The organism is Agromyces fucosus, from assembly GCF_004134865.1.
Classification (GTDB): Bacteria; Actinomycetota; Actinomycetes; order Actinomycetales; family Microbacteriaceae; genus Agromyces; species Agromyces fucosus.
The window spans coordinates 816,316-839,008 of sequence record NZ_SDPO01000001.1 but is presented as its reverse complement, the minus strand read 5'-3'; the positions used below and the strand labels follow the sequence as shown (position 1 = coordinate 839,008).

Sequence of the window (22,693 nt, the reverse complement as noted above, 5' to 3'; positions counted from 1 at the left end):
CATGTCGACCCACGTTCTGTCCCTCCTCGTCGAAGACAAGCCCGGTCTGCTGACCCGAGTCGCCGGTCTCTTCGCCCGGCGCGGCTTCAACATCGAGTCGCTCGCGGTCGGCCATTCCGAGATCGCGGGGCTCAGCCGCATCACGGTCGTCGTCGACGTCGAAGACCTCCCACTCGAGCAGGTGACGAAGCAGCTGAACAAGCTCGTCAACGTCATCAAGATCGTCGAACTCGACCCCGCACAGGCCGTCCAGCGCGAGCACCTGCTCATCAAGGTGCGGGTCGACAACACGACCCGCTCGCAGGTGCTCGAGGCGGTGAACCTCTTCCGTGCGCGGGTCGTCGACGTGTCGACCGACGCGCTCGTGATCGAGGTCACCGGCGACTCCGGCAAGACCACCGCGTTCCTCAAGGTGCTCGAGCCCTACGGCATCAAGGAGATCGCCCAGTCGGGCCTCCTCGCGATCGGCCGTGGCGGCAAGTCCATCACCGAGCGCGTCTTCAAGAACTAGATCAACCACGTTCCCCGAGCTCGTCGAAGGGAACTCTGCACGCACACCGCTCCCTTCGACAGGCTCAGGGGACAACCCAAGGAGAAACAGCAATGGCTGAGATGTATTACGACCAGGACGCCGACCTCTCGATCGTCCAGGGCAAGAAGGTCGCCGTCATCGGCTACGGCTCGCAGGGTCACGCCCACGCGCAGAACCTGCGCGACTCGGGCGTCGAGGTCGTCGTCGGCCTCAAGGAGGGCTCGAAGTCGATCCAGAAGGCCGAAGAGGCCGGCTTCGAGGTCAAGAACGTCGCCGAAGCATCCGCCTGGGCCGACATCGTCGTCATCCTCGCTCCCGACCAGTACCAGCGCCACATCTTCGCGGAATCCGTTCGCGACAACCTCGTCGAGGGCAACGCGCTCGTCTTCGGCCACGGCTTCAACATCCGCTTCGGCTACATCGAGGCGCCCGCGGGCGTCGACGTGATCCTCGTCGCGCCGAAGGCGCCGGGCCACACGGTGCGCCGGGAGTTCGTCGCCGGCCGCGGCATCCCCGACATCATCGCCGTGGAGCAGGACGCGACCGGCACCGCGTGGGACCTCGCGAAGTCGTACGCCAAGGGCATCGGCGGCACTCGCGCCGGCGTCATCAAGACGACCTTCACCGAGGAGACCGAGACCGACCTGTTCGGCGAGCAGGCCGTGCTCTGCGGCGGCACCTCGCAGCTCGTCCAGTACGGCTTCGAGACGCTCGTCGAGGCCGGCTACCAGCCCGAGATCGCCTACTTCGAGGTGCTCCACGAGCTGAAGCTCATCGTCGACCTCATGTGGGAGGGCGGCATCGCCAAGCAGCGCTGGTCGGTCTCCGACACGGCGGAGTACGGCGACTATGTGTCGGGCCCCCGCGTCATCGACCCGTCGGTCAAGGAGAACATGAAGGCGGTGCTCGCCGACATCCAGGACGGCACCTTCGCCGAGCGCTTCATCTCCGACCAGGACAACGGCCAGAAGGAGTTCCTCGAGCTCCGTGCCAAGGGCGAGCAGCACCCGATCGAGACGACCGGTCGCGACCTCCGCAAGCTCTTCGCGTGGAACTCGTCGGACGACGACGACTACGTCGACGGCGAGGTCGCGCGCTAGAGCGCGGACCTGCGCCGTCGACGCAGTCGTCTCGCGACACTGTGTTGATACTGCCCGGACTTCGTCCGGTCAGCCCGACGGCGAGGTCGCGCGCTGAGAGGCGTCGACTCCTGAACGGCCCGCTCCGGATGCTCCGGTGCGGGCCGTTCGCGGTTGTGCGCGTCGTGCGCGAATGAGCACCGCGAATTCATGCGGAAACCCTTGCCACGAGGCATCCGGCCGTGGTCGCATTCTGTTCCATGAGCGATCACTCGAACCACGAACCCGTTCCCCGCTGGTGCGCATGCGCGGTCCCCGACGAGGAGGTCGGGAGCGCGTCATCCGGCTTCACTCGACGCAACGTCCTGATCGGCGCCTCTGCCGCGACCGCCCTCGCAGCGGCGGGGTGGTCGGCCGGCCCCGCAGCCGCGGCGACCGACGGCACGACGACCAGGATCACGATCATGGGCACGTCCGACCTGCACGCGAACGTCGTCAACTGGGACTACTACAAGGACGCCGCGTACTACGACGGCACCGCCACCCGTCCGACGAACGCGGTCGGCCTCTCGCGCGTCGCGAGCCTCGTGAAGCAGATCCGCGCCGATCGTGGTCGCGAGCACACGCTGCTGTTCGACGCCGGCGACACCATTCAGGGCACGCCGCTCGGCTTCTACTATGCGACGGTCGAGCCGGTCACCGAGACAGGGGCGATCCACCCGGTGGCCGCGCAGATGAATGCGCTCGGCTACGACGCCGTCGCGCTCGGCAACCACGAGTTCAACTACGGGCTCGACTTCCTCGACAACTGGATCGACCAGATGGACGCGCCCGTGCTGGCCGCGAACGCCGTGCACGCCGAGACCAAGGTGCCGCGCTATCGCCCGTACACGATCAGGTCGATGAAGCTCGCGAAGGGCCACCCGCCGGTGAAGGTCGGCGTGCTCGGCCTGACGAACCCCGGCGTCGTCATCTGGGACAAGGCGAACGTGTCGGGCAAGGTCGAGGTGCTCGATCTCGTCGAGACGGCCGCACGCTGGGTGCCGGTGATGAAGGCCGAGGGTGCGCACATCATCGTGGTGAGCGCCCACTCCGGGGACAGCGGCAGTTCGTCGTACGGCTCCGACCTCCCGAACGAGAACGCGGCGAGGCTCGTCGCCGAGCAGGTGCCCGACATCGACGTGATCCTCTTCGGGCACGCGCACCAGGAGATTCCCGAACGACTCGTCACGAACACGGTGACGGGGGCCGAGGTCATCATGAGCGAGCCGAAGAACTGGGGCCAGCGGCTCAGCGTGTTCGACCTCGACCTCGCGTATTCCCGTGGCAAATGGCGCGTCGTCGACCACACGGCGATCACGATGAACACGAACACCGTCGTCGACGATCCGGCGTTCGTGGCGCTCGTGCGCGACCAGCACGACGCCGTCGTGACCTACATGAACTCGCCCGTCGCGACCTCGACGGCCGCGATGTCGGCCGCCGAGGCGTGCTGGAAGGACACGGCGATCCTCGATTACGTCAACGTGGTGCAGACGGCGACCGTGGCAGCTGCCGTCGCGGGCACGCCCGAGGCATCCCTCCCGATCGTCTCGATCGCGGCACCGTTCAACCGTGCGGCGAGCTTCCCGGCCGGGTCGGTGACGATCAAGGATGTCGCAGGGCTCTACATCTACGACAACACGCTCATGGCGTCGATCCTGACGGGCGAGCAGATCAGGGAGTACCTCGAGTTCTCGGCGGAGTACTTCAAGGTCGTCGCCCCCGACGCTCCCGTGGACCCGGCCGCGTGGACGAACGCCCCGACCCCGCGAGCGGCCTCCACGCCCGACTACAACTACGACCAGTTCTCGGGCGTCGAGTACACGATCGACGTCGCGAAGCCCGTCGGGCAGCGCATCTCGCCGCTCAGCTATCAGGGTGCACCGGTCGCCGACGACCAGCAGTTCCTCGTCGCCGTGAACAACTATCGGCAGTCGGGCGGCGGCGGCTTCCCGCACATCGCGAGCGCACCGGTGGTCTACAACGCGCAGGTGGCGATCCGCGAGGCGATCGTCGCGTACGCCTCGGCCGCGGGCGTGATCGACCCGACGACGTTCCACGTCGAGAACTGGCGGCTCGTCCGGGACGGCACGCCGGTGTTCTGACGCGAAGGCCGCGAAGGCCGCGAAGACGGTGAAGGCCCGCCCGGATGATCCGGGCGGGCCTTCATCGTCGTGCCGGGCCACTACTCGGCGGCGGGGGTCTCCTCGGGAGCCTCGATGGGCTCCTCAGAGTCGATGTCGGCCGCATCCGCGACGGCGTCGACCTGCTCCTGGCTGTAGCCGCAGTAGTTGACGGCCTCCCGCTCCCAGTAGCTGACGAGGCGGTCCTTGCCGGCGGCGTGCGCGTCGGCGACGGTGCCTTCGTAGATCTGGCCGTCCTTCGACTCCTTGTTGACGTCGGGAACCTCTGCGCAGACGTGGAACACCGAGCCCGACTTCGTCCAGTACACGAGGTCCTGGCCGGTGAGCTGCTCGATCGTGTTCGACTCCTCGGTGTACTGCTCGACCGACGGCGGGTTGTAATCGACGCCGAGGGCGAGCGCGCCACCGCCGATGACGATCGCGATGATGCCGGCGAGCGCCTTCTGCTTGCCGTCCATGTCCTTGTTCGTGAAGATCAGGATGATGAGGGGCAGGAACGCGATGACCGCGATGATCGCACCGAGCTGGTTCTGCACGAAGAAGCGGACCTTGTCCTCCTTCGACGCGGGGTCGAGGCGGTTCGCCTTCTTCCAGAGCAGCGAGCCGCCGATCGCGAGCGCACCGATGACGACGATCAGGATGATGAGCAGCACCATGTTCACGGGCACCTGGCGCAGCACCCAGAAGATCGAGAAGATCTCGCCGCCGATGGCGAGCAGCCAGAGGCCGCCGGCGATCAGGCGGAACGTCGTCGCCTGCTTCTTCGCTTCAGGAGTCGGAGTCCACGTCGGAGCGGCCGAGTCGTCGGCGACGGCCGTGCCGCCGCCGTGGTCTGCTGCTGCAGTGGGTTCGACTCGAACGACCTTCTTCTTGCGCTGCTCTGCCACGTTCGTCCTTCCGAGGGGTGAGTGCCGCGATGAGCATATTGGAACACGGGCGCGGGGTGGGGGATCGACGCGGAATCGTCACCCGGAGGCGGACCGGGCCGGTAACGTGTCGGGAATGCCACGAACGCTTCCGATCGAGATCGCCGTCCAGGATGTCGCGGGGGTGCGCGTCGCTCTCGCGGGGGGTGCCGCACGCGTCGAGCTCTGCCAGGCGCTCGGCCTCGGAGGGCTGACGCCGTCGGCCGGCCTGATCGAGGCAGCTGCCGGGGCGGCGCGCGATGCCGGGGTTCCCGGGTTCGTGCACGTGCTCGTGCGCCCGCGCGGCGGCGGATTCGTCTACGACGCCGACGAGCTCGACACGACCGTCCGAGACATCCGTGCCGCCGCGGCCGCCGGCGCCGACGGGATCGTCGTCGGCGCACTGACCGATGCGGGTGCCCTCGACCTCGAGGCCGTGCGCCGGTTCGTCGACGCCGCGGCCGGCCTCGACGTCACGGTGCACCGCGCGGTCGATGCGAGTTCCGACCCGCTCGGCTCGGTTGCCGCGCTCCACGCCCTCGGCGCGAGGCGGGTGCTGACCTCGGGCGGAGCGGCCGATTGCCGCGCAGGCCTCGCGACGCTCGCACGCATGGCCGTCGAGTCGGGCCCGCTCGAGATCATGGCCGGCGGCGGTGTGCGCATCGGTGACATCGCCGACCTCGCGGCCGCCGGAGTCGATGCGGTGCACCTGTCGGCACGGGGCACAGCGTCGCGCGGGGGTCCGAGCGGACCCGGCGGCGGGGTCGACGGATTCGACGTGACGGAATCCGGACTCGTCGCGGCGGCCGTCGCCGCCGCGGTGGTCGCCGAGGCCTGACGGGAACGGTTCGATCACGGGCAGCGTCGTGCTCGCTAATGTGGTGCACATGACCCGCGACTCCGACGACGACGCGCTCCGGTGGGAGGGCGACGACGACCCGACGCTCGCACCGGGCTGGAAGACGGTCGGCTCGCCGACGAGTGCGGCGCCGCGGCCCGACGCCGCGGCCGAGGCGCACGGTGGTGCCGACGCGCGCGGTGCCGTTCATGAGCTCGGCGACGAGTCCGCCGTCGACGAACCCGAGGGCGCGGATGCCGCTGCGCAGACCGGCTCGGCCGAACTCGTCGTGCTCGGAGTGCTGGGCGGCATCTACCTGCTGTACGCGATCGGCTGGCTGATCACGGCTCTCGGCGAGGCGCAGATCTTCGCCGACCCCGTCGCGCAGTTCATGTACGGCCTCGGCAGTTGGTTCGCCGTCATCGCCGCACCCCTCTGGTTCGGCACGGTGCTCTGGCTCGCGTCGGGCAACCGGCGCGCGCGGCTCGTCTGGCTGATCGTCGGCGCCGTACTGCTCGTTCCCATCCCGTTCATTCTGCGAGGTTGAGATGACCGAGGCATCCGCTCCCACCGGCTCGACCGGCGCCGTCCCGGCCTCAGCCGAGCAGGCCTCCGCCGGTCGGGCGACGCCGCTCTGGCTCTCGATCACGATCGCGGTCGTCTTCGGCGTCTTCTACGCCTACGACGTGTGGGAGGCGGTCGGCAACCTCGTCGGCATGAACCTGTACGCCGATGGTCTCGGCATCGCCCTGACGGGCGGAGGGTGGGCGCTGCTCGTGGTCGGCATCGCATTGCCGCTGGTGGTCTTCGGCACCGCGTTCTGGCTCGGGCGCCGGCGCGGACCCCTCGCTCAGGTCGTGATCTTCCTCGCGGGCTTCGCGCTCGTGCAGGTGCTCGCCGCCGACGTCAGCTCCCTGTTCGAGCTGAGCGGCCTCGACCTCTCGTGACGGGGGCGACGTCACACAACGATCGCCGCATGCACGCTCCAGTAGAGTGAGACGGTAGGCGCCCCGACGGCGTGTGGCGCATCCCACCGCAAGTCGCAGTGTCGTGCGCGCGCATCACCCGAAGGAATCGTTCGTGACAAAGCCGGTCGTGTTGATCGCTGAAGAACTCTCGCCCGCCACCGTCGAGGCCCTCGGCCCCGACTTCGACGTCAGATCCGTCGACGGCACCGATCGGCCTGCGCTGCTCGCAGCACTGGCCGACTCCGACGCGATCCTCGTGCGCTCCGCGACGAAGGTCGACGCAGAGGCGATCGCCGCTGCGCCGAAGTTGAAGGTCATCGCCCGAGCGGGCGTCGGCCTCGACAACGTCGACATCAAGGCCGCCACTGCGGCCGGCGTCATGGTCGTGAACGCGCCCACCTCGAACATCATCTCTGCGGCGGAGCTGACCGTCGGTCACATCCTGAGTCTCGCCCGTCACATCCCGGCGGCGCACTCCGCGCTCGCGCAGGGGGAGTGGAAGCGGTCGGCGTACACGGGCGTCGAGCTCTACGAGAAGACGATCGGTATCATCGGCCTCGGCCGCATCGGCGCGCTCATCGCCGCGCGCCTGCAGGCGTTCGGCACCAACGTGATCGCGTACGACCCGTACATCACCGCTGCGCGCGCGCAGCAGCTCGGCGTGCAGACCGTGACCCTCGACGAGTTGCTCGAGCAGAGCGACTTCATCACGATCCACATGCCGAAGACGCCAGAGACCACGGGCATGATCGGCACCGAGCAGTTCGCCCGCATGAAGCCGACCGCGTTCATCGTCAACGTCGCGCGCGGCGGGCTCATCGACGAAGACGCGCTGCACGACGCACTCGTCGCCCGCACGATCGCCGGCGCTGCCGTCGACGTCTTCGTCTCCGAGCCGCCGCGCGATTCGCCGCTGCTCGGCCTGCCGAACATCGTCGTGACGCCGCACCTCGGCGCCTCGACCGACGAGGCCCAAGAGAAGGCGGGCGTCTCGGTCGCGAAGTCGGTGCGCCTCGCCCTCGCCGGCGAACTCGTGCCCGACGCGGTCAACGTCGCCGGTGGCGTCATCGACCCGTACGTGCGCCCTGGCATCCCGCTCGTCGAGAAGCTCGGCCAGCTCTTCGCCGGCATCGCCAACGGCCCGCTGACGAGCCTCGACGTCGAGGTGCGCGGCGAGCTCGCCGACTACGACGTGAGTGCGCTGAAGCTCGCGGCGCTGAAGGGCGTCTTCACGAACGTCGTCAGCGAGACGGTCTCGTACGTCAACGCGCCGCTCCTCGCCGAGCAGCGTGGCATCGACGTGCGACTGATCACCTCGGCCGAGTCGCCCGAGTACCGCAACGTGATCTCGCTCACGGGTGCGCTCGCCGACGGCACCCAGGTCTCCGTCTCGGGCACGCTCACCGGTCCGAAGCAGATCGAGAAGCTCGTCGGCGTCAACGGCTACGAGCTCGAGGTGCCGATCGCGACGACCCACATCGTCATGGAGTACGCCGACCGCCCCGGCATCGTCGCGGTCTACGGCCGCGAGTTCGGCGAGGCCGGCATCAACATCGCCGGCATGCAGATCGCGCGCCGCGAGGCGGGCGGGCAGGCGCTCAGCGTGCTGACCGTCGACTCGCCGGTGCCCGGTGAGGTGCTCGAGCGCGTGCGCGAGGCCATCGACGCGAGCCTCTTCGTCGAGGTCGACATCACCGAGTAGCGATTCGAACGGTCGGATGCCCCGGCGCGCTGCTGCTCGGCAGCGCGCGCCGGGGCATCCGTCGTCGAGCGACCGGCCTGCGCGATGCGCTCGAGCACTGCACCTTGGTCGTATTCCGGGTCGCAGTGGGCGCGGTCGCTCGCCGGGGTCCGTAGTCTCGAGCCACCGATCAGGAGGGCAGGAGCATTTGGACGGGAATCACGACACCTCGACCGACCCGCTCGACGACGTGAACGATGCCCGCGTCGACCGCCCATCGTGGCGCCGTATCGTCGGGGCGCTGCTCACGACCGTGGCAGTGGCGGTGGCGGGGATGCCCGTGACGCTCGGGGCGGCGTTCTGGTTCGCGGTCAGCCTGAACAGCTACGACACGAGCGGTCAGGGCGGGCCGTTCCGTCGCTGCGGTCCCGAATCCACCGAGTGCGACGGCGGGAACCCGATCGGGTTGATCGTCTCGGCGCTGCTCATCATCGGAGTCTTCATCGGTGCAGGAGTCGCCGGACAGGGCGTGCTGCGGCTCCGGTCGGCCGCTGCCGGCCGATGGCTCATGGCAGGGTGGGCGGCGGTCTTCACCGTCATAGCCGCCTCACTCGTCTGGCAGGCGCTCACCGGCACGAGATGAGGAGTGGTGCGCTGCTGCTCGGCAGCGCGCGCCGGGGCATCCGTCGTCTAGCGACCGGCCTGCGCGATGCGCTCGAGGAGGGCGACCAGCTCGTCCATCTGCGCCGGGCCGATGTCATCGGAGTCGAGTGCCGACGCGTCGACCTCGGCGCGCAGGGCCGAGTGGTAGTACAGGCCGTCGCCGATGAGGGTGATCGCGAGGGCGAGGGCGGGATCGTCGATGTGGCGGCCCATCTCCTCGAGCCAGCGCGAGCGCACGGCGTCGATGGCGGCGGCGGCTTGCCTGTCGCCGCCCTGGGCGAGACGCACCGTGGCGACGAAGCTGTGATCGATCGCCGACTCGAGGTCGACCGACGAGCGGACGAAGTAGGAGATCGGGCCGTCGGGCGCCGAGTGGATGCGCTCGACGTCGTCGTCGACGAGGCGGTGCAGGCGCTCGATGAGGCCGGCGATGAGGGCGTGCCTCGAGCCGAAGTGATAGAGCAGGCCGCCCTTCGAGACGCCGGCCGCCCGGGCGGTGGCGTCGAGCGTCGCAGTGCGCTCGCCGTCGGTGATGATGATGCGCTCGAAGGCGTCGAGCACGGCTTCTCGGGCGGCGGGTGGGCGGCTCATGATCCCAGTGTGGCCGACGGGGGAGCAATTGGTGATGCTTCAGGCACGTCTGTTACTATACCAACTGGACGGTACAGTAACCGCCTGAGACGAACGAGCCTGAGATGACCGACACCAACCAGACCGCACTGCACGCGAACGAGACGACCTCCCCGACGGCACCCGACACGCCGACCGAGCAGACGGCGCGCGCGCCCCGTCGCGCCTGGGTCGCCCTCGCCGTGCTCATGCTGCCGGTGCTGCTCGTCTCGGTCGACAACACGGTATTGAGCTTCGCGCTGCCCGCGATCTCGCAGGACCTCGCGCCGACCGCCGCCCAGCAGCTCTGGATCATCGACGCCTACCCGCTCGTGCTCGCCGGCCTCCTCGTCGCGATGGGCAGTGCCGGCGACCGCTTCGGCCGCCGTCGCATGCTGCTCATCGGCTCCGTCGGGTTCGCACTGCTCTCGATCGTGGCCGCGTTCGCGCCGACCGCCGAGGCGCTCATCGCCTCCCGTGCGGCACTCGGCTTCTTCGGTGCGATGCTCATGCCATCGACCCTGTCGCTGCTCCGCACTGTCTTCGTCGATCGCGAGCAGCGCCGGCTCGCGATCGCGATCTGGGCCTCGGGCTTCGCCGCGGGCAGCGCCCTCGGGCCCCTCGTCGGCGGCGTTCTCATCGAGCACTTCCACTGGGGGTCGGTGTTCCTCCTCGCGGTGCCCGTGCTCGTGCCGCTCGTGATCCTCGTGCCCCTCCTCATCCCCGAGAGTCGCGACCCCGCGCCCGGCCGCATCGACATCCCGAGCACGCTGCTCTCACTCGCCGCGATGGTGCCGGTGGTGTTCGGCATCAAGTCGCTCGCCACCGAGGGCGTCTCGGGCTTCGGCATCCAGGCGATCGTGTTCGGGCTGTTCTGCGGACTCTGGTTCGTGCGCCGCCAGCTCAAGAGCCGCTCGCCGATGCTCGACGTGCGCCTCTTCCGCCAGGGATCGTTCGGCGGCGCGGTGCTCGTGAACCTCTTCAGCGTCATCGCGCTCGTCGGGTTCCTCTACTTCGTGTCCCAGCACCTCCAGTTGATCGCCGGGCTGAGCCCGGTCGCGGCGGGGCTCGCCCTGCTGCCCGGGCTCGTGGCGATGATCATCGCCGGCCTCGCGGTCGTGCCGATCGCTCGCCGCGTGCGACCGCGCGTGCTCGTGCCGATCGCGCTGCTCCTGTCGGCCGGCGGGTACGCGGTCATCGCGTTCTTCGCGACCGCCGGGTCGATCGCGCCCGTCGTCATCGCCTTCGTGATGCTCGGCGTCGGCATCGGCGCCGCGGAGACCGTCTCGAACGAACTCATCCTCTCGAGCGCTCCGCCCGAGAAGGCGGGTGCGGCCTCCGCCGTCTCCGAGACGGCGTACGAACTCGGCGCCGTGCTCGGCACGGCGGTGCTGGGCTCCATCCTCGCGGCCCACTACAGCGCCGCGATCGTGCTGCCGACCGAGCTGACCGCCGCGCAGGCCGCAACGGCGAGCGAGACGCTCGCGGGCGCCGCCACGGTCGCCGAGCAGCTGCCCGCGGCGATCGGCGAACAGCTCGCGGCATCCGCTGCCCTGGCCTTCGACGAGGGCGTCGTCATCACCTCGCTCATCGGCGTCGCGCTCATGGTCGCCGCCGCGGTCGTCGCCGTGCTCGCCCTCCGCAACCCGAAGGGCGCCGTCGCGCACGAGTGAGAACGGCACCGCGGGTGTCACGCGCGCGTGCGGCCAGTACGCTGGGAGGGCTGGCGCACGAAGGAGAATTCATGGTGGACACGGTCAAGCTCGCGGTCATCCCCGGTGACGGGATCGGCCCTGAAGTCGTCGAGCAGGCGCTGAAGGCGCTCGCTGCGGCCACCGAGGGGTCGGGGGTCGCATTCGAGCAGACCGAGTTCTCCTTGGGCGCCGCCCGCTACCTCGCCACCGGTGACGTGCTGACCGACGACGACCTCGCCGCGATCAAGGGCCACGACGCGATCCTGCTCGGTGCCGTCGGCGGCGTGCCCGGCGACCCCCGCCTCGCGGGCGCGAACATCGAGCGCGGCCTGCTCCTGAAGCTCCGCTTCGAACTCGACCACTACGTGAACCTGCGCCCGTCGGTGCTCTACCCCGGCGTCGCGAGCCCGCTCACGGCACCCGGCGATGTCGACTTCGTCGTCGTGCGAGAGGGCACCGAGGGGCCGTACGTCGGCAACGGCGGCGCGATCCGCGTCGGCACTCCGGCCGAGGTCGCCAACGAGGTCTCGGTCAACACCGCATACGGCGTCGAGCGCGTCGTGCGCTACGCGTTCGCCGCGGCATCCGCTCGGCCTCGCAAGAAGCTCACGCTCGTGCACAAGACCAACGTGCTGGTCTTCGCCGGCTCGCTGTGGAAGCGCACGGTCGACGCCGTCGCGGCCGAGTTCCCGGGCGTCACGGTCGACTACCTGCACGTCGACGCGGCGACGATCTTCCTCGTCACCGACCCGGCTCGATTCGACGTCATCGTCACCGACAACCTCTTCGGCGACATCCTCACCGACCTCGCCGGCGCGATCAGCGGCGGCATCGGACTCGCGGCCTCGGGCAACATCAATCCCGACGGCCGATTCCCGAGCATGTTTGAGCCGGTGCACGGCTCGGCACCCGACATCGCCGGCCAGGGCATCGCCGACCCGACCGCCGCGATCCTCTCCGTGGCCCTCCTCCTCGACCACCTCGGCCGGACGGAAGCCGCGCAGAAGGTACAGCGCGCGGTGGTCGCCGACATCGCCGAACGCGGCGACACCCGCCGCACGACCTCCGAGGTCGGCGACGCCATCGCCGCACGCGTGAGGCTCACGCAGAACTGATCCAGCGCACTCCTGATCCAGCGCATCGAAGGAAACGAAAATGACGATCAACCTCCCGCTCCAGGCCCCGTCGGCAGCCGGTCTCATCTGGCAGGTCATCCGCAACGGCGAGGCGAAGACGCCCGCCGAACGCGACGCAGTGCTCGCCGACCCCGGATTCGGCAACCACTTCACCGACCACATGGTCGACATCTGCTGGTCGGAGAAGGGCGGCTGGCACCGCCCGCGCGTCACGCCCTACGGCCCGATCTCACTCGACCCCGCCGCCGCGGTGCTCCACTACGCGCAGGAGATCTTCGAGGGCATGAAGGCCTACCGTCACGCCGACGGCTCGATCCACACGTTCCGGCCCTTCGAGAACGCCGCCCGCATGCAGCGCTCGGCACGTCGCATGGCGCTGCCCGAGCTGCCGAGCGAGATCTTCATCGAGTCGCTCAAGCAGATCATCGCCGTCGACGCCGACTGGGTGCCGAGCGCGCCCGAGACGAGCCTCTACCTGCGGCCGTTCATGTTCGCGAAAGAGGCGTTCCTCGGCGTCCGCCCTGCGAAGAAGGTTGCGTACTACGTGATCGCGAGCCCGGCGGGCGCCTACTTCCCGGGCGGGGTCGAGCCCGTGAACATCTGGCTGTCGACCGATTACGCGCGCGCCGGCAAGGGTGGCACGGGAGCGGCCAAGACCGGCGGCAACTACGCGTCGAGCCTGCTGCCGCAGGCCGAGGCCTACGAGAAGGGATGCCAGCAGGTCGCGTTCCTCGACGACGCCGGCAACCTCGAAGAGCTCGGCGGCATGAACATCGTCCTCGTCAAGCGCGACGGCACGCTCGTCACGCCCGAGTCTCCCTCGATCCTCGAGGGCATCACGCGCGACTCGATCCTGCAGCTCGCGACCGACCGCGGCCACGCGGTCGAGCGGCGCGCCATCTCGCTTGACGAATGGCGCAGCGGCGCCGAGTCCGGCGAGATCGTCGGCGCCTTCGCCTGCGGCACCGCCGCGGTCGTCGTGCCCATCGGGCGCCTGCTCGGCACCGACTTCGAGATCGTGCACACGGGCGCCGAGGCATCCGAGCTCGCGCTCTCGCTTCGCCAGGAGCTCACCGACATCCAGTACGGCCGCGTCGAGGACCGCCACGGCTGGCTCACGCGTCTCGACGCGTGACGGGTGCCGTTGACGGCGGCGGCGTGGTCGACGGCGTGCGCATCCGTTCGTTCGACGTCGCCGACACCGAGCCGGTCGTCGAACTCTGGCGATCGGCCGGGCTCGTCGTGCCGTGGAACGATCCATACCGCGACATCGAGCGGAAGCTCGCGGTGCAGCCCGAGCTCTTCCTCGTGGGGGAGTCCGACGGCGCCGTCGTCGCGACGGCGATGATCGGCTACGACGGGCATCGCGGTTGGGTGAACTACCTCGCGGTCGACCTCGAACGGCGCGGCGAGCGCCTCGGGGCGCTCCTCATGGCTGAGGCCGAGCGGCTCCTCACCGAGCGAGGCTGCCCGAAGCTGAACCTGCAGGTGCGATCGACGAATACGGGCGTCATCGAGTTCTACCGCAGCCTCGGCTATCGGGTCGACGAGGTCGTGAGTCTCGGCAAGCGGCTCGTCCCCGATGCTCCGGCCGGCGTCATCCCGCCCGACTCGCGTCGCTGAGTCGCAGGACGGTTCGACTCGACACGCCGACCATGCGCGGCGTGTCGGACGCATCGTCCTGCGACTCGGTGCCCAGAGCGCCGCGGGTAGGCTGAAGGCATGAAGATCGCGCGTTTCAGCCACGACGACACCATCGCATTCGGCATCGTCGACGAAGAGGAGCACGAGCTCGTCGTGCTGAAGGCCGACCCCATGTTCGCGGGCTACGAGCCCACGGGTGAGCGCGTCAAGCTGACCGATGCGAAGCTGCTCGCACCCGTCATTCCGCGTTCGAAGGTCGTCGCGGTCGGTAAGAACTACCGCGATCATGCGGAGGAGATGGGCGGCGAAGCACCCGCCGAGCCGCTGCTGTTCCTGAAGCCGAACACCTCGGTGGTCGGTCCCGGCGACGCCATCGTGCTGCCGAAGCAGAGCGAGCGGGTCGAGCACGAGGGCGAGCTCGCGGTCGTCATCGGGCGCATCGCGAAGAACGTCTCCGAAGACGACGCAGAAGACTACGTCTTCGGCTACACGATCGCCAACGACGTCACGGCGCGGGACCTGCAGCAGCGCGACGGCCAGTGGGCCCGCGCCAAGGGCTTCGACTCCTTCTGCCCGCTCGGCCCCGTGATCGACACGCACGTCGATTTCGAGACGGCCACGATCGAGACGAGCGTGAACGGCGAGCGACGCCAGTCGGGACGCCTCTCCGACATGGTGCACTCGGTCGCGTCGATCATCGCCTACGCATCGAGCGTGTTCACTCTGCTGCCGGGCGATGTCATCCTCACCGGCACACCCGCCGGCGTCGGCCCGATCGTCGACGGCGACACGGTCGAGGTCGACGTCACCGGACTCGGCACGCTCTCGAACCCGGTGCGCTCGGCCTCGTAGCGTCTGCTGCTGCGCTCGTCGCTGCGCTCGTCGCTGCGCTCAACGTCCGAGAGCGGATGCGACCGTCGCTGCGCTCGACGGAGCGCTCAGCGCCCGAGCGCGGATGCCGCGAGCTCGACGTCCTCGTCGTCGTTCCACACGTGGAAGGCGACGCGGGCCCGACCGGCACGCCCCGAGGCGGTGATGCCCGCGGCCCCGAGCGCGGCCAGTGCACTGCCGTCGAGGTCGGGCCACGCGACGATCGCACTGTCGGTGGGCGCCGCCCCGAGCCGCGCGCGGAACGCGTTCGCGAGCCCGACGTCGTGGCGCTGCACCTCGAGCATGTCGAGCGATGCCGCGAGTTCGAGCGCCGCCTCGGCACCGGCCCACGCCTGCCAGGCGGGGGAGACGTCGAATCTCTGCGCGCCCGGCGAGAGGTGCAGCTCGGGGCCGTAGCACGACGCCCACGGGTCGGTGCCCGAGTACCATCCGGCGGCGTGCGGAGTCAGTTCGTCGACCGCCCGGGTCGAGAAGGCGGCGAAGGCGGCACCACGAGGCGCTGATAGCCACTTGTACGCGTGGCAGATCACGACGTCGGCATCGATCGCGTCGGTCGGCATCCAGCCGGTGGCCTGGGTCGTGTCGACGAGCGTGAGCGCGCCGACGGCCCGGGCGGCGGCGTTGACGGATGCCGCGTCGGCGACCTCGCCCGTCGCCGACTGCACGAGCGAATACGAGACGAGCCACGTCGAGTCGGTCACGGCCCCCGCGAGCTCGGCGAGCGGCACGTGGCGCACGCGCAGGTCGCCTCTGGCCAGGAACGGGCCGATCACCGAGGAGAAGTCACCGTCGACGCAGACGATCTCAGCACCTGCCGGTGCCGACGCCGCGACGAAGCCGGCGAAGACCGAGACCTGGGAGCCGGTCGCGATGTCGCTCGGCGCGCGGCCGAGCAGCGTCGCGGCGTGGCCGCGGGCCCGGTCGTGGATCCGTCCGTACTCGACGCCGCACGCGACCCCGGTCGACCATGACTCGAGGTCGCGTCGCACCGCGTCGCGCGTGACGTCGGCGGGAAGGCCCATCGTGCAGGCGGCGAGGTAACCGCGTCCTGCGGCGTACCGCTCGCGAGTGTGGTGCATGGAATCCAGTCTCAGCGAGCCCGATTCATTCGACAAGGCCCGGAGAATGATCACACACATGCGCTGAGGTTATGATTCAGGCATGTCGGATGCCTCGATCGACGCCCTCGCCGCCGCCCTCGACCTGCAGACGGTGCGCGTGGTGCACCGGATCGCCGAGCACGGTTCGCTCACGGCGGCTGCGGAATGGCTCGGCTACAGTCAGCCCGCGGTGAGCCAGCAGCTTCGGCGGTTCGAGGATCGCACCGGCATCGCGCTCGTCGAGCGCGTGGGTCGCGGCATCCGGTTGACGGAATCGGGCCGTGTGCTCGCACGCCATGCGCAGGACGTCGCCACGGCACTCGAGGCCGCAGCCGGCGAACTCGCCGAACTCCGCGGACTCCGCGCCGGCCGCGTGCGTCTCGTGGCCTTCCCGTCGGCCTCGGCCACGCTCGTGCCGCGGCTCATCGCGTCGCTCGCCGCAGCGCACCCCGGCATCGACGTCACCTATGTCGAGGCCGAACCTCCCGAGGCCGTGCGGGCCGTGCGGGCCGACCAGGCCGATCTCGCGATCACCTTCAGCTATCCCGGCGACCGCGACGACCCGCATCAGGCGAGCGCTCGCGGGCTCGATGTGCGCGTCTACGGCGACGAACCGATGCAGCTCGTGCTGCCGGCGGGGCATGCCGCCGCGGCATCCGACTTCGTCGACGTCGGCATGCTGCGCGACGAACCGTGGATCGCCGGATGCCCGCGTTGCCGCGGTCACCTGCTCGAGCTCGCAGGAGCGGCCGGCTTCGTGCCGCGCATCGCCTTCGAGACCGACAACTTCGTCGCCGTCGAGGGCATGGTCGCGCAGGGGCTCGGGGTGGCGCTGCTCCCGGCGCTCGCGCTCGCGGCGTCCCCGCGGAACGCGGACGTCGTGGCGAGGCCCACCGCTCGCGCCGACGTGCGCTCGCTCCACCTCGTGACCGCACGCGGCGCCGAACGGGTGCCCGCCGTCGCCGCGGCACTCGCCGCGCTGGAATCGCTCGCCGCTCGATAGCATTGAGGGGTATGTCTGAGACAGCTCACCCCACGACCACAGCCGCCGGTAGCGACATCCGCGTGCGCTTCTGCCCATCGCCGACCGGAACGCCGCACGTCGGCCTCGTGCGCACGGCCCTCTTCAACTGGGCCTACGCGCGCCACACCGGCGGCACCTTCGTCTTCCGTATCGAAGACACCGACGCCGCTCGCGACAGCGAGGAGAGCTACGGGCAGATCCTCGACGCGCTCACCTGGCTCGGTCTCACGTGGGACGAGGGCATCGACGTCGGCGGCCCGCACGGACCGTACCGGCAGTCGCAGCGAGGAGAGATCTACCTCGAGATCATCGAGCGACTGAAGGCGTCCGGTCACCTTTACGAGTCGTACTCGACCGCTGAGGAGATCGACGCACGCAACGAGGCGAACGGCCGGGCGAAGCAGCTCGGGTACGACAACTTCGACCGCGACCTCACCGACGAGCAGCGCGCGGCGTTCCGTGCCGAGGGCCGCCAGGCCGCGCTGCGCCTGCGCGTGCCCGAGGCCGACCTCGGCTTCGACGACCTCGTGCGAGGCCGCATCGACTTCCCGGTCGGGTCGACGATCGACTTCGTCGTCGTGCGCCCGAACGGCGCGCCGCTCTACACGTTCGTGAACCCCGTCGACGATGCGCTCATGGGCATCACCGACGTGCTCCGCGGCGAAGACCTGCTCTCGTCGACGCCCCGTCAGATCGCCCTGTACCACGCGCTCATCGACATCGGCGTGACCTCGTTCGTGCCGCGCTTCGGACACCTTCCCTACGTCATGGGCGAGGGCAACAAGAAGCTCTCCAAGCGCGACCCCGAGTCGAACCTGTTCCACCACCGCGACCGCGGGTTCATCCCCGAGGGGCTCATCAACTACCTCGCGCTCCTCGGCTGGGGCTTCTCGGCCGACCGCGACGTGTTCTCGCGCGACGAGCTCATCGCTGCGTTCGACGTCGCGAACGTGAACCCCAACCCGGCCCGATTCGACCTGAAGAAGGCGGAGGCGATCAACGGCGACCACATCCGGCAGCTCGACGTCGTGGACTTCGCGGCGCGCACCGTGCCCTACCTGCAGGCGGCAGGTGCCGTCTCCGATCCGATCACGCCGGCGCAGGAGGCCGTGCTCGCCGAGGGCGCTCCGCTCATCCAGGAGCGCATCGCGCTGCTGGGCGAGGCTCCCGGCATGCTGGGCTTCCTGTTCACGGATGCCGCGGGGCTCGAGTTCGACGAAGCGGCCGTCGGTGCCTTGACCGACGACGCCCCCGCGGTGCTCGTCGCGGCGCGAGACGCCCTCGACCGGCTCCCGGCCGAGGAGTGGACGCACGAGCAGATCGAGGAGGCGCTGCGCGGTGCGCTCATCGACGGCCTCGGGCTCAAGCCGCGGGTGGCCTTCGGTGCGGTGCGCACCGCGCTCTCGGGGCGCCGCATCTCGCCGCCGCTCTTCGAGTCGATGCAGATCCTCGGCAAGGTCGATTCCCTCGAGCGCATCGACCGTCTGACGGCACTGCTCGCATGATGCGCGCAGGCGCCCGCCCGGTGAGCGCTGCTCAGTTTGGCGGGCGTCGCGCCGTAGGCTAGAGTTACATGTCGGCACGGGGCTTCGGTTTCGGCCATTGGGGTATGGTGTAATTGGCAACACGGCGGTTTCTGGTACCGTTGTTCTTGGTTCGAGTCCAGGTACCCCAGCCAATTTTTTGTGAAGAAGGCCCGGTCATCCGGGCCTTTTTCGTTTTCCGGCACAGTCGCTTCCGACCGATCGGCATGTGGGCTGGACTTCCGGGATGCGCTGCGATTCCATTGAGTGTCGGCACACATTTCGAGCCTCCTACCGGCTCGGCACCATCGTGAGACGCCGGCGGGGAATGGGTGAGCCATGGGTTCTGGGAACATGCGGAATCGTGACTTCCGAGAGACACGCACGCCGCTCGGCGTCATCGGCGGGTTCTTGGGCCTCATCGCGGCGAGCGTCGGCGTGGCCATGCTCATCGTGGCGGGCGTGACGCCGGCGATCGCGACCGTCGGCATCGCGGCATCCGGAAGCATCGGCATGTTCGAGAACCTCCCGGGCTACCTCGAGATCGACGACCTCTCCGAGAAGAGCAACATCTACGCCACGGGCAGCGACGGTTCCACCGTGCTACTGGCGTCGTTCTACGACCAGAACCGCGTCGAGGTCGGCTGGGACGCCATCAGCCAGTACGCGAAGGATGCCGCGATCGCCGGCGAAGACCCCAGGTTCTACGACCACGGCGGCGTCGACCTGCAGGGCACGATCCGAGCGGCGATGACGACGGCGACCGGCGGCAACACGCAGGGCGGGTCCTCGATCGCGCAGCAGTACGTCAAGAACATCCGCGTGCAGGAGTGCGAGGCGGAGGCGCACGTCACCGCCGTCGCCGATCTGACCGAGGAGGAGCTCGCGGCGCTCAGCTACGACGACCGAGCTGCGCTCGTGGATGCCGAGAAGAACAAGTGCTACGACGCGGCGACCGAGTCCGACGGAAGCGCCGGCATCGAGCGGAAGCTCAAGGAGATGCGGCTCGCCATCGGCGTCGAGAAGCGATACTCCAAGAGCGAGATCCTGCTCGGATACCTGAACATCGCGGGCTTCGGCGGCACCGTCTACGGCATCGAAGCCGCAGCCAGCTACTACTTCTCGACGACCGCGGCGAACCTGACGCTCGCGCAGGCGGCGTCGCTCCTCGCCATCGTGAACAACCCGGTCGAATTCCAGCTCGACAAGCCCGACAGCGAGACGAACGGCGCGGCGAACGGCTACGCGAGGAACAAGGATCGACGCGACTACATCCTCTTCCACATGCTCGACGAGAAGAAGATCACGCGCGAGGAGTACGACGCGGCGATCGCGACGCCCGTCGAGCCAGCCATCAAGGAGCCGAGCACCGGCTGCCAGACGGCGAACGAATCCGCGTACTTCTGCGACTACGTGAAGAACATCCTGCAGACGGATCCGGCCTTCGGTGAAGACGAGGAGACGCGCATGCGCAACTTCCGTCGAGGCGGGTACGACGTCTACACGACCCTCGACCTCGACCTCCAGAGCGCCGCGGTGACGGCGCTGGCGCAGAACGTGCCGCAGGTCTACCCCGGCTGGGACGTCGGCGGCGTGATCTCGAGCGTGCAGGTCGGCACGGGACGGGTGCTCGCGATGGCCCAGAACAAGATCTACAGCCAGGACCCCGAGGTGCTGGCGATCGGCCCGCAGTACACGAGTGTCAACTACAACACCGACTTCACCCAGGGCGGGTCGAGCGGCTTCCAGCCGGGATCGACCTACAAGGTCTTCACTCTCGCGCAGTGGTTGAACGAAGGGCACCCGCTGAGCGAGCGGGTGGACTCGAAGCCGAAGACGAACTGGGGCGTCTTCCAAGACAGTTGCAACGGACCGATCAACACCAACAGCGAGAAGTGGAGCCCGAAGAACGACGCGAACGAGTCCGGCGGCAACTACTCCGCGCTCGAATCGACCATCGGCTCGATCAACACGGGCTTCATCGGCATGGCCAAGAAGCTCGACCTGTGCGGCATCCGCAAGACGGCCGAGGCGTTCGGCATGCACCGGGCCGACGGCGATCCCCTTCAGCAGGGGCCCTCGTCGGTGCTCGGCACGAACGAGGTCGCGCCGCTCAGCCTCGCCGTCGCGTTCGCCGGCATCGCGAACAACGGCGTGACCTGCACTCCGGTGGCGATCGACCGGATCGTCGACCGCGATGGCAACGACCTGCCGGTGCCGACGTCGACGTGCACGCCCGCGGTGACACCCGAAGTCGCCGCGGCGATGCACTACGCGATGCAGAGCGTGATGACGGGCGGCACGGCGACGGAATCGAACCGCAACGTGAATCCGCACGTGCCGCTGATCGGCAAGACCGGCACGACCGACGGCAACAAGGACACGTGGATGGCCGGTGCCAGTTCGAAGGTGGCGACCGTTGCGGGCGTCGTCAGCGTGTACGGGGACGCGAACCAGCGCGGAATCGGGGGCTTCGGCAACGGCACTGCTGCGACGGCACGACATCGCATGTGGCCCATGGTCATGTCGGTGGCCGCGGCGAAGTACGGCGGCGATCCGTTCTCCGTCGTGGGCCCGAATGAAAGGGTCGCGCCGTCGGTCGGGCCCGTGCCCGGAACCGAACCCCCGGCTCCGGAGCCGACCACGCAGGTGCAGGGTCTCGACGAGGATTCCGGGGACGGCTGGCCGGACCCCGGATCGGATGGCGGCGGCCCGGGCGATGACGGACGCCGGGGCGGCCCCGGTCGTGGAGACGAACGGGGCCACTGACCGGCGACCGCCGGCACCACGGATCAGGCGGTGACGGACTCCCGACGGGCGAATCGAACGCGGTGGGTGATCCACACGGCGATCGCCGCGGCGCCGACTCCCAGCGCGACGAGGAGCCACGGCACCATCGTCGAGGGGGAGACGCCGGCCGCTCCGGTCGCGAGCGTGGCGCTGCCCTCGGCGACGAGCGCATTGCCGTCGCTCAATTCGGCGGTGCCGTCGGCGAGATCGGATGCGCCGATCGAGAGCGTCGCAGCGCCCGAGGCGAGGTCGCTCGTGCCATCGGCGAGCTTGGCCGCGCCGGCGGAGAGGTTCTTCGTCCCTGTGGCGAGATTCGCGGCACCGGCGTTCAACGTGCTCGTTCCGACGGACAGGTTGTCGGCTCCCTCAGCGAGCCGGTAGGTGCCGTCGACCAGCGAACTCGCGCCGGCCGAGACCTGCGAAGCGCCGGCACTCAACTCGCCGCTCTTCGCCGCGAGGTTCGCCGCGCCCGCCGCGAGTTCGCTCGACTTCGCGGTGAGTACCGAGGTGGCCTCGGCATCGAACTTGACGAGCCCTGCGTCGACCAGGCCGACACCGACCTGCAGCTTGCCGAACCCCCCGTCGAGGACCGCGGGAGCGGTTCCCTGCATGCCGGTGACGCCGACTTGGAGCTGGTCGGTGATCGTTTCCAGCGCCGCGTAGCGCGCCGCGTTGTTCGGGTCGCTCAGGTCGAGGTCGGCCTTGAGTGAGGCAAGGGTCGTCTCGAGGAGACCGAGTCCGCCCGACAGCTTGTCGGACTCCGTCTTCAGGTATCCCTTCGCGCTGTCCTTGAACTCGGTGATGCCGGCGTTCAAGGACGTCAGACCACCACGCAACTCAGGGATCTTCGAGTCCGCCGTGGCGGCGCCAGCCGCGAGCGCCTGGGCCCCTGCCGCGACCTGGCCGGCGCCTGCCGCGAGCTGTGCCGCGCCATCGGCCGACTTGCTCGCGCCAGTGCTCAGCGAGTCGGCACCCGTGGCCGTTGCGGATGCCCCGTCGGCCAGTGACGCCGCACCGAGCGCTGCCTTGTCTGCGCCGGACCGCACCTGTTCCGCGCCTGCCGCTGCTGAGGCGGCACCCGTCTCGAGGGATGTCGCGCCGGTCGCGGCGGCAGCTGCGCCCTCGCTCAATTCGACGGAGCCGGCGGAGAGGTCGCCCGCGCCGGCAGCGACCTGCTGCGAACCGTCGCTGACCTCGGTGGCGCCGGCGGAGAGCTCGGCGGAGCCGCCAGCGATCTTGCTCGTGGTGAGCAGGAAGAGGGTCGTCATCGTTGCCAGCGCGAGGGCGAGCACGATGACGGCGATCTTGAGGCCGACGCCGTGCTGGTGCTCGGACGCGGATTCGATTCTCGTCATTGAGAGACTCCAGGTGTGCGGGCGCGCGACATCGCGCGCCGAGATGGGGGTGCAGGATTCGCGACCGGTGCCGTG

The 22,693-nt window shown here is 69.3% G+C and carries 20 protein-coding genes and 1 tRNA gene; 17 read left to right on the top strand and 4 right to left on the bottom strand.

What is annotated here, in order from left to right; genetic code table 11:
- The first annotated feature begins 1 nt into the window (after position 1).
- The 3 genes from ilvN to ESP57_RS03860 all read left to right on the top strand — a co-directional run bounded on the left by ilvN (position 2) and on the right by ESP57_RS03860 (position 3,758).
- The gene (gene ilvN / locus ESP57_RS03870) at positions 2 to 511 is read left to right on the top strand and encodes an acetolactate synthase small subunit (protein ID WP_056009800.1); all 510 of its coding nucleotides are present in this window, start codon (positions 2 to 4) and stop codon (positions 509 to 511) included.
- A 35-nt stretch (positions 512 to 546) separates the two neighbouring features.
- Positions 547 to 1,632: a ketol-acid reductoisomerase gene (gene ilvC, locus ESP57_RS03865; protein WP_268753233.1), complete on the top strand. Its 1,086-nt coding sequence runs from the start codon at positions 547 to 549 to the stop codon at positions 1,630 to 1,632.
- A gap of 239 nt (positions 1,633 to 1,871) precedes the next feature.
- Positions 1,872 to 3,758: a bifunctional metallophosphatase/5'-nucleotidase gene (locus ESP57_RS03860; protein ID WP_129230599.1), complete on the top strand. Its 1,887-nt coding sequence runs from the start codon at positions 1,872 to 1,874 to the stop codon at positions 3,756 to 3,758.
- An 80-nt stretch (positions 3,759 to 3,838) separates the two neighbouring features.
- On the opposite strand, the gene ESP57_RS03855 is transcribed toward ESP57_RS03860, so the two are convergent.
- On the bottom strand, positions 3,839 to 4,684 hold the full coding sequence (locus tag ESP57_RS03855) for a hypothetical protein (protein ID WP_129230598.1): 846 nt from the start codon (positions 4,682 to 4,684) through the stop codon (positions 3,839 to 3,841).
- A 115-nt stretch (positions 4,685 to 4,799) separates the two neighbouring features.
- Here ESP57_RS03855 and ESP57_RS03850 point away from each other — a divergent pair, with 115 nt between their 5' ends.
- The 5 genes from ESP57_RS03850 (at position 4,800) to ESP57_RS03830 (ending at position 8,832) form a co-directional block, all read left to right on the top strand.
- Positions 4,800 to 5,540: a copper homeostasis protein CutC gene (locus ESP57_RS03850; RefSeq protein ID WP_129230597.1), complete on the top strand. Its 741-nt coding sequence runs from the start codon at positions 4,800 to 4,802 to the stop codon at positions 5,538 to 5,540.
- Between the two features lie 49 nt (positions 5,541 to 5,589).
- The gene (locus tag ESP57_RS03845) at positions 5,590 to 6,087 is read left to right on the top strand and encodes a DNA polymerase III subunit gamma/tau (RefSeq protein WP_129230596.1); all 498 of its coding nucleotides are present in this window, start codon (positions 5,590 to 5,592) and stop codon (positions 6,085 to 6,087) included.
- A gap of 1 nt (position 6,088) precedes the next feature.
- Positions 6,089 to 6,487 (top strand): hypothetical protein, encoded by a 399-nt coding sequence (locus tag ESP57_RS03840; protein ID WP_129230595.1) that lies wholly within the window; start codon positions 6,089 to 6,091, stop codon positions 6,485 to 6,487.
- Positions 6,488 to 6,620: 133 nt separating this feature from the next.
- The gene (gene serA, locus ESP57_RS03835; protein ID WP_115958436.1) at positions 6,621 to 8,210 is read left to right on the top strand and encodes a phosphoglycerate dehydrogenase; all 1,590 of its coding nucleotides are present in this window, start codon (positions 6,621 to 6,623) and stop codon (positions 8,208 to 8,210) included.
- Between the two features lie 187 nt (positions 8,211 to 8,397).
- Entirely contained in the window at positions 8,398 to 8,832 is a 435-nt protein-coding gene (locus ESP57_RS03830) for a hypothetical protein (RefSeq protein ID WP_129230594.1), read from the top strand.
- 47 nt (positions 8,833 to 8,879) lie between these two features.
- On the opposite strand, the gene ESP57_RS03825 is transcribed toward ESP57_RS03830, so the two are convergent.
- Positions 8,880 to 9,443 (bottom strand): TetR/AcrR family transcriptional regulator, encoded by a 564-nt coding sequence (locus ESP57_RS03825; protein WP_056009785.1) that lies wholly within the window; start codon positions 9,441 to 9,443, stop codon positions 8,880 to 8,882.
- Positions 9,444 to 9,547: 104 nt separating this feature from the next.
- Here ESP57_RS03825 and ESP57_RS03820 point away from each other — a divergent pair, with 104 nt between their 5' ends.
- From ESP57_RS03820 to ESP57_RS03800, 5 genes are all read left to right on the top strand, one after another.
- A complete protein-coding gene (locus ESP57_RS03820) occupies positions 9,548 to 11,134 on the top strand; it encodes an MFS transporter (protein ID WP_082571339.1) in 1,587 nt (528 codons plus the stop codon).
- Between the two features lie 71 nt (positions 11,135 to 11,205).
- Complete coding sequence (locus tag ESP57_RS03815) at positions 11,206 to 12,270, top strand: 3-isopropylmalate dehydrogenase (protein WP_129230593.1); 1,065 nt, start codon at positions 11,206 to 11,208, stop codon at positions 12,268 to 12,270.
- Between the two features lie 40 nt (positions 12,271 to 12,310).
- Positions 12,311 to 13,426 carry a branched-chain amino acid aminotransferase gene (locus ESP57_RS03810; RefSeq protein WP_056009781.1) on the top strand — a complete coding sequence of 372 codons (1,116 nt, stop codon included), beginning with the start codon at positions 12,311 to 12,313 and terminating at the stop codon, positions 13,424 to 13,426.
- A complete protein-coding gene (locus ESP57_RS03805) occupies positions 13,423 to 13,914 on the top strand; it encodes a GNAT family acetyltransferase (protein WP_243648389.1) in 492 nt (163 codons plus the stop codon). Before ESP57_RS03810 ends, ESP57_RS03805 begins: the two co-directional genes overlap by 4 nt.
- Positions 13,915 to 14,013: 99 nt before the next feature.
- The gene (locus ESP57_RS03800) at positions 14,014 to 14,787 is read left to right on the top strand and encodes a fumarylacetoacetate hydrolase family protein (protein ID WP_129230592.1); all 774 of its coding nucleotides are present in this window, start codon (positions 14,014 to 14,016) and stop codon (positions 14,785 to 14,787) included.
- Between the two features lie 86 nt (positions 14,788 to 14,873).
- Here the strand turns inward: ESP57_RS03800 and ESP57_RS03795 are convergent, their stop codons facing one another.
- Entirely contained in the window at positions 14,874 to 15,905 is a 1,032-nt protein-coding gene (locus ESP57_RS03795; protein WP_129230591.1) for an aminotransferase class V-fold PLP-dependent enzyme, read from the bottom strand.
- 82 nt (positions 15,906 to 15,987) lie between these two features.
- Here ESP57_RS03795 and ESP57_RS03790 point away from each other — a divergent pair, with 82 nt between their 5' ends.
- The 4 genes from ESP57_RS03790 (at position 15,988) to ESP57_RS03775 (ending at position 21,242) form a co-directional block, all read left to right on the top strand.
- The gene (locus tag ESP57_RS03790) at positions 15,988 to 16,929 is read left to right on the top strand and encodes a LysR family transcriptional regulator (protein WP_129230590.1); all 942 of its coding nucleotides are present in this window, start codon (positions 15,988 to 15,990) and stop codon (positions 16,927 to 16,929) included.
- Between the two features lie 11 nt (positions 16,930 to 16,940).
- On the top strand, positions 16,941 to 18,455 hold the full coding sequence (gene gltX, locus ESP57_RS03785; protein WP_129230589.1) for a glutamate--tRNA ligase: 1,515 nt from the start codon (positions 16,941 to 16,943) through the stop codon (positions 18,453 to 18,455).
- Positions 18,456 to 18,553: 98 nt separating this feature from the next.
- A tRNA-Gln gene (locus tag ESP57_RS03780) sits at positions 18,554 to 18,628 on the top strand.
- A gap of 199 nt (positions 18,629 to 18,827) precedes the next feature.
- On the top strand, positions 18,828 to 21,242 hold the full coding sequence (locus ESP57_RS03775; protein ID WP_165877361.1) for a transglycosylase domain-containing protein: 2,415 nt from the start codon (positions 18,828 to 18,830) through the stop codon (positions 21,240 to 21,242).
- A gap of 23 nt (positions 21,243 to 21,265) precedes the next feature.
- On the opposite strand, the gene ESP57_RS03770 is transcribed toward ESP57_RS03775, so the two are convergent.
- Complete coding sequence (locus ESP57_RS03770) at positions 21,266 to 22,618, bottom strand: hypothetical protein (RefSeq protein ID WP_165877360.1); 1,353 nt, start codon at positions 22,616 to 22,618, stop codon at positions 21,266 to 21,268.
- Between the last annotated feature and the right edge of the window lie 75 nt (positions 22,619 to 22,693).

Excerpts from the sequence above, each read along its gene's own strand:
- ilvN (WP_056009800.1), top strand. The coding sequence starts at position 2 with ATGTCGACCCACGTTCTGTCCCTCCTCGTCGAAGACAAGCCCGGTCTG.
- ESP57_RS03860 (WP_129230599.1), top strand. The coding sequence starts at position 1,872 with ATGAGCGATCACTCGAACCACGAACCCGTTCCCCGCTGGTGCGCATGC.
- ESP57_RS03850 (WP_129230597.1), top strand. The coding sequence starts at position 4,800 with ATGCCACGAACGCTTCCGATCGAGATCGCCGTCCAGGATGTCGCGGGG.
- ESP57_RS03845 (WP_129230596.1), top strand. The coding sequence starts at position 5,590 with ATGACCCGCGACTCCGACGACGACGCGCTCCGGTGGGAGGGCGACGAC.
- ESP57_RS03840 (WP_129230595.1), top strand. The coding sequence starts at position 6,089 with ATGACCGAGGCATCCGCTCCCACCGGCTCGACCGGCGCCGTCCCGGCC.
- ESP57_RS03825 (WP_056009785.1), bottom strand. The coding sequence starts at position 9,443 with ATGAGCCGCCCACCCGCCGCCCGAGAAGCCGTGCTCGACGCCTTCGAG.
- ESP57_RS03820 (WP_082571339.1), top strand. The coding sequence starts at position 9,548 with ATGACCGACACCAACCAGACCGCACTGCACGCGAACGAGACGACCTCC.
- ESP57_RS03815 (WP_129230593.1), top strand. The coding sequence starts at position 11,206 with ATGGTGGACACGGTCAAGCTCGCGGTCATCCCCGGTGACGGGATCGGC.
- ESP57_RS03810 (WP_056009781.1), top strand. The coding sequence starts at position 12,311 with ATGACGATCAACCTCCCGCTCCAGGCCCCGTCGGCAGCCGGTCTCATC.
- ESP57_RS03800 (WP_129230592.1), top strand. The coding sequence starts at position 14,014 with ATGAAGATCGCGCGTTTCAGCCACGACGACACCATCGCATTCGGCATC.
- ESP57_RS03795 (WP_129230591.1), bottom strand. The coding sequence starts at position 15,905 with ATGCACCACACTCGCGAGCGGTACGCCGCAGGACGCGGTTACCTCGCC.
- ESP57_RS03790 (WP_129230590.1), top strand. The coding sequence starts at position 15,988 with ATGTCGGATGCCTCGATCGACGCCCTCGCCGCCGCCCTCGACCTGCAG.
- gltX (WP_129230589.1), top strand. The coding sequence starts at position 16,941 with ATGTCTGAGACAGCTCACCCCACGACCACAGCCGCCGGTAGCGACATC.
- ESP57_RS03775 (WP_165877361.1), top strand. The coding sequence starts at position 18,828 with ATGCGGAATCGTGACTTCCGAGAGACACGCACGCCGCTCGGCGTCATC.
- ESP57_RS03770 (WP_165877360.1), bottom strand. The coding sequence starts at position 22,618 with ATGACGAGAATCGAATCCGCGTCCGAGCACCAGCACGGCGTCGGCCTC.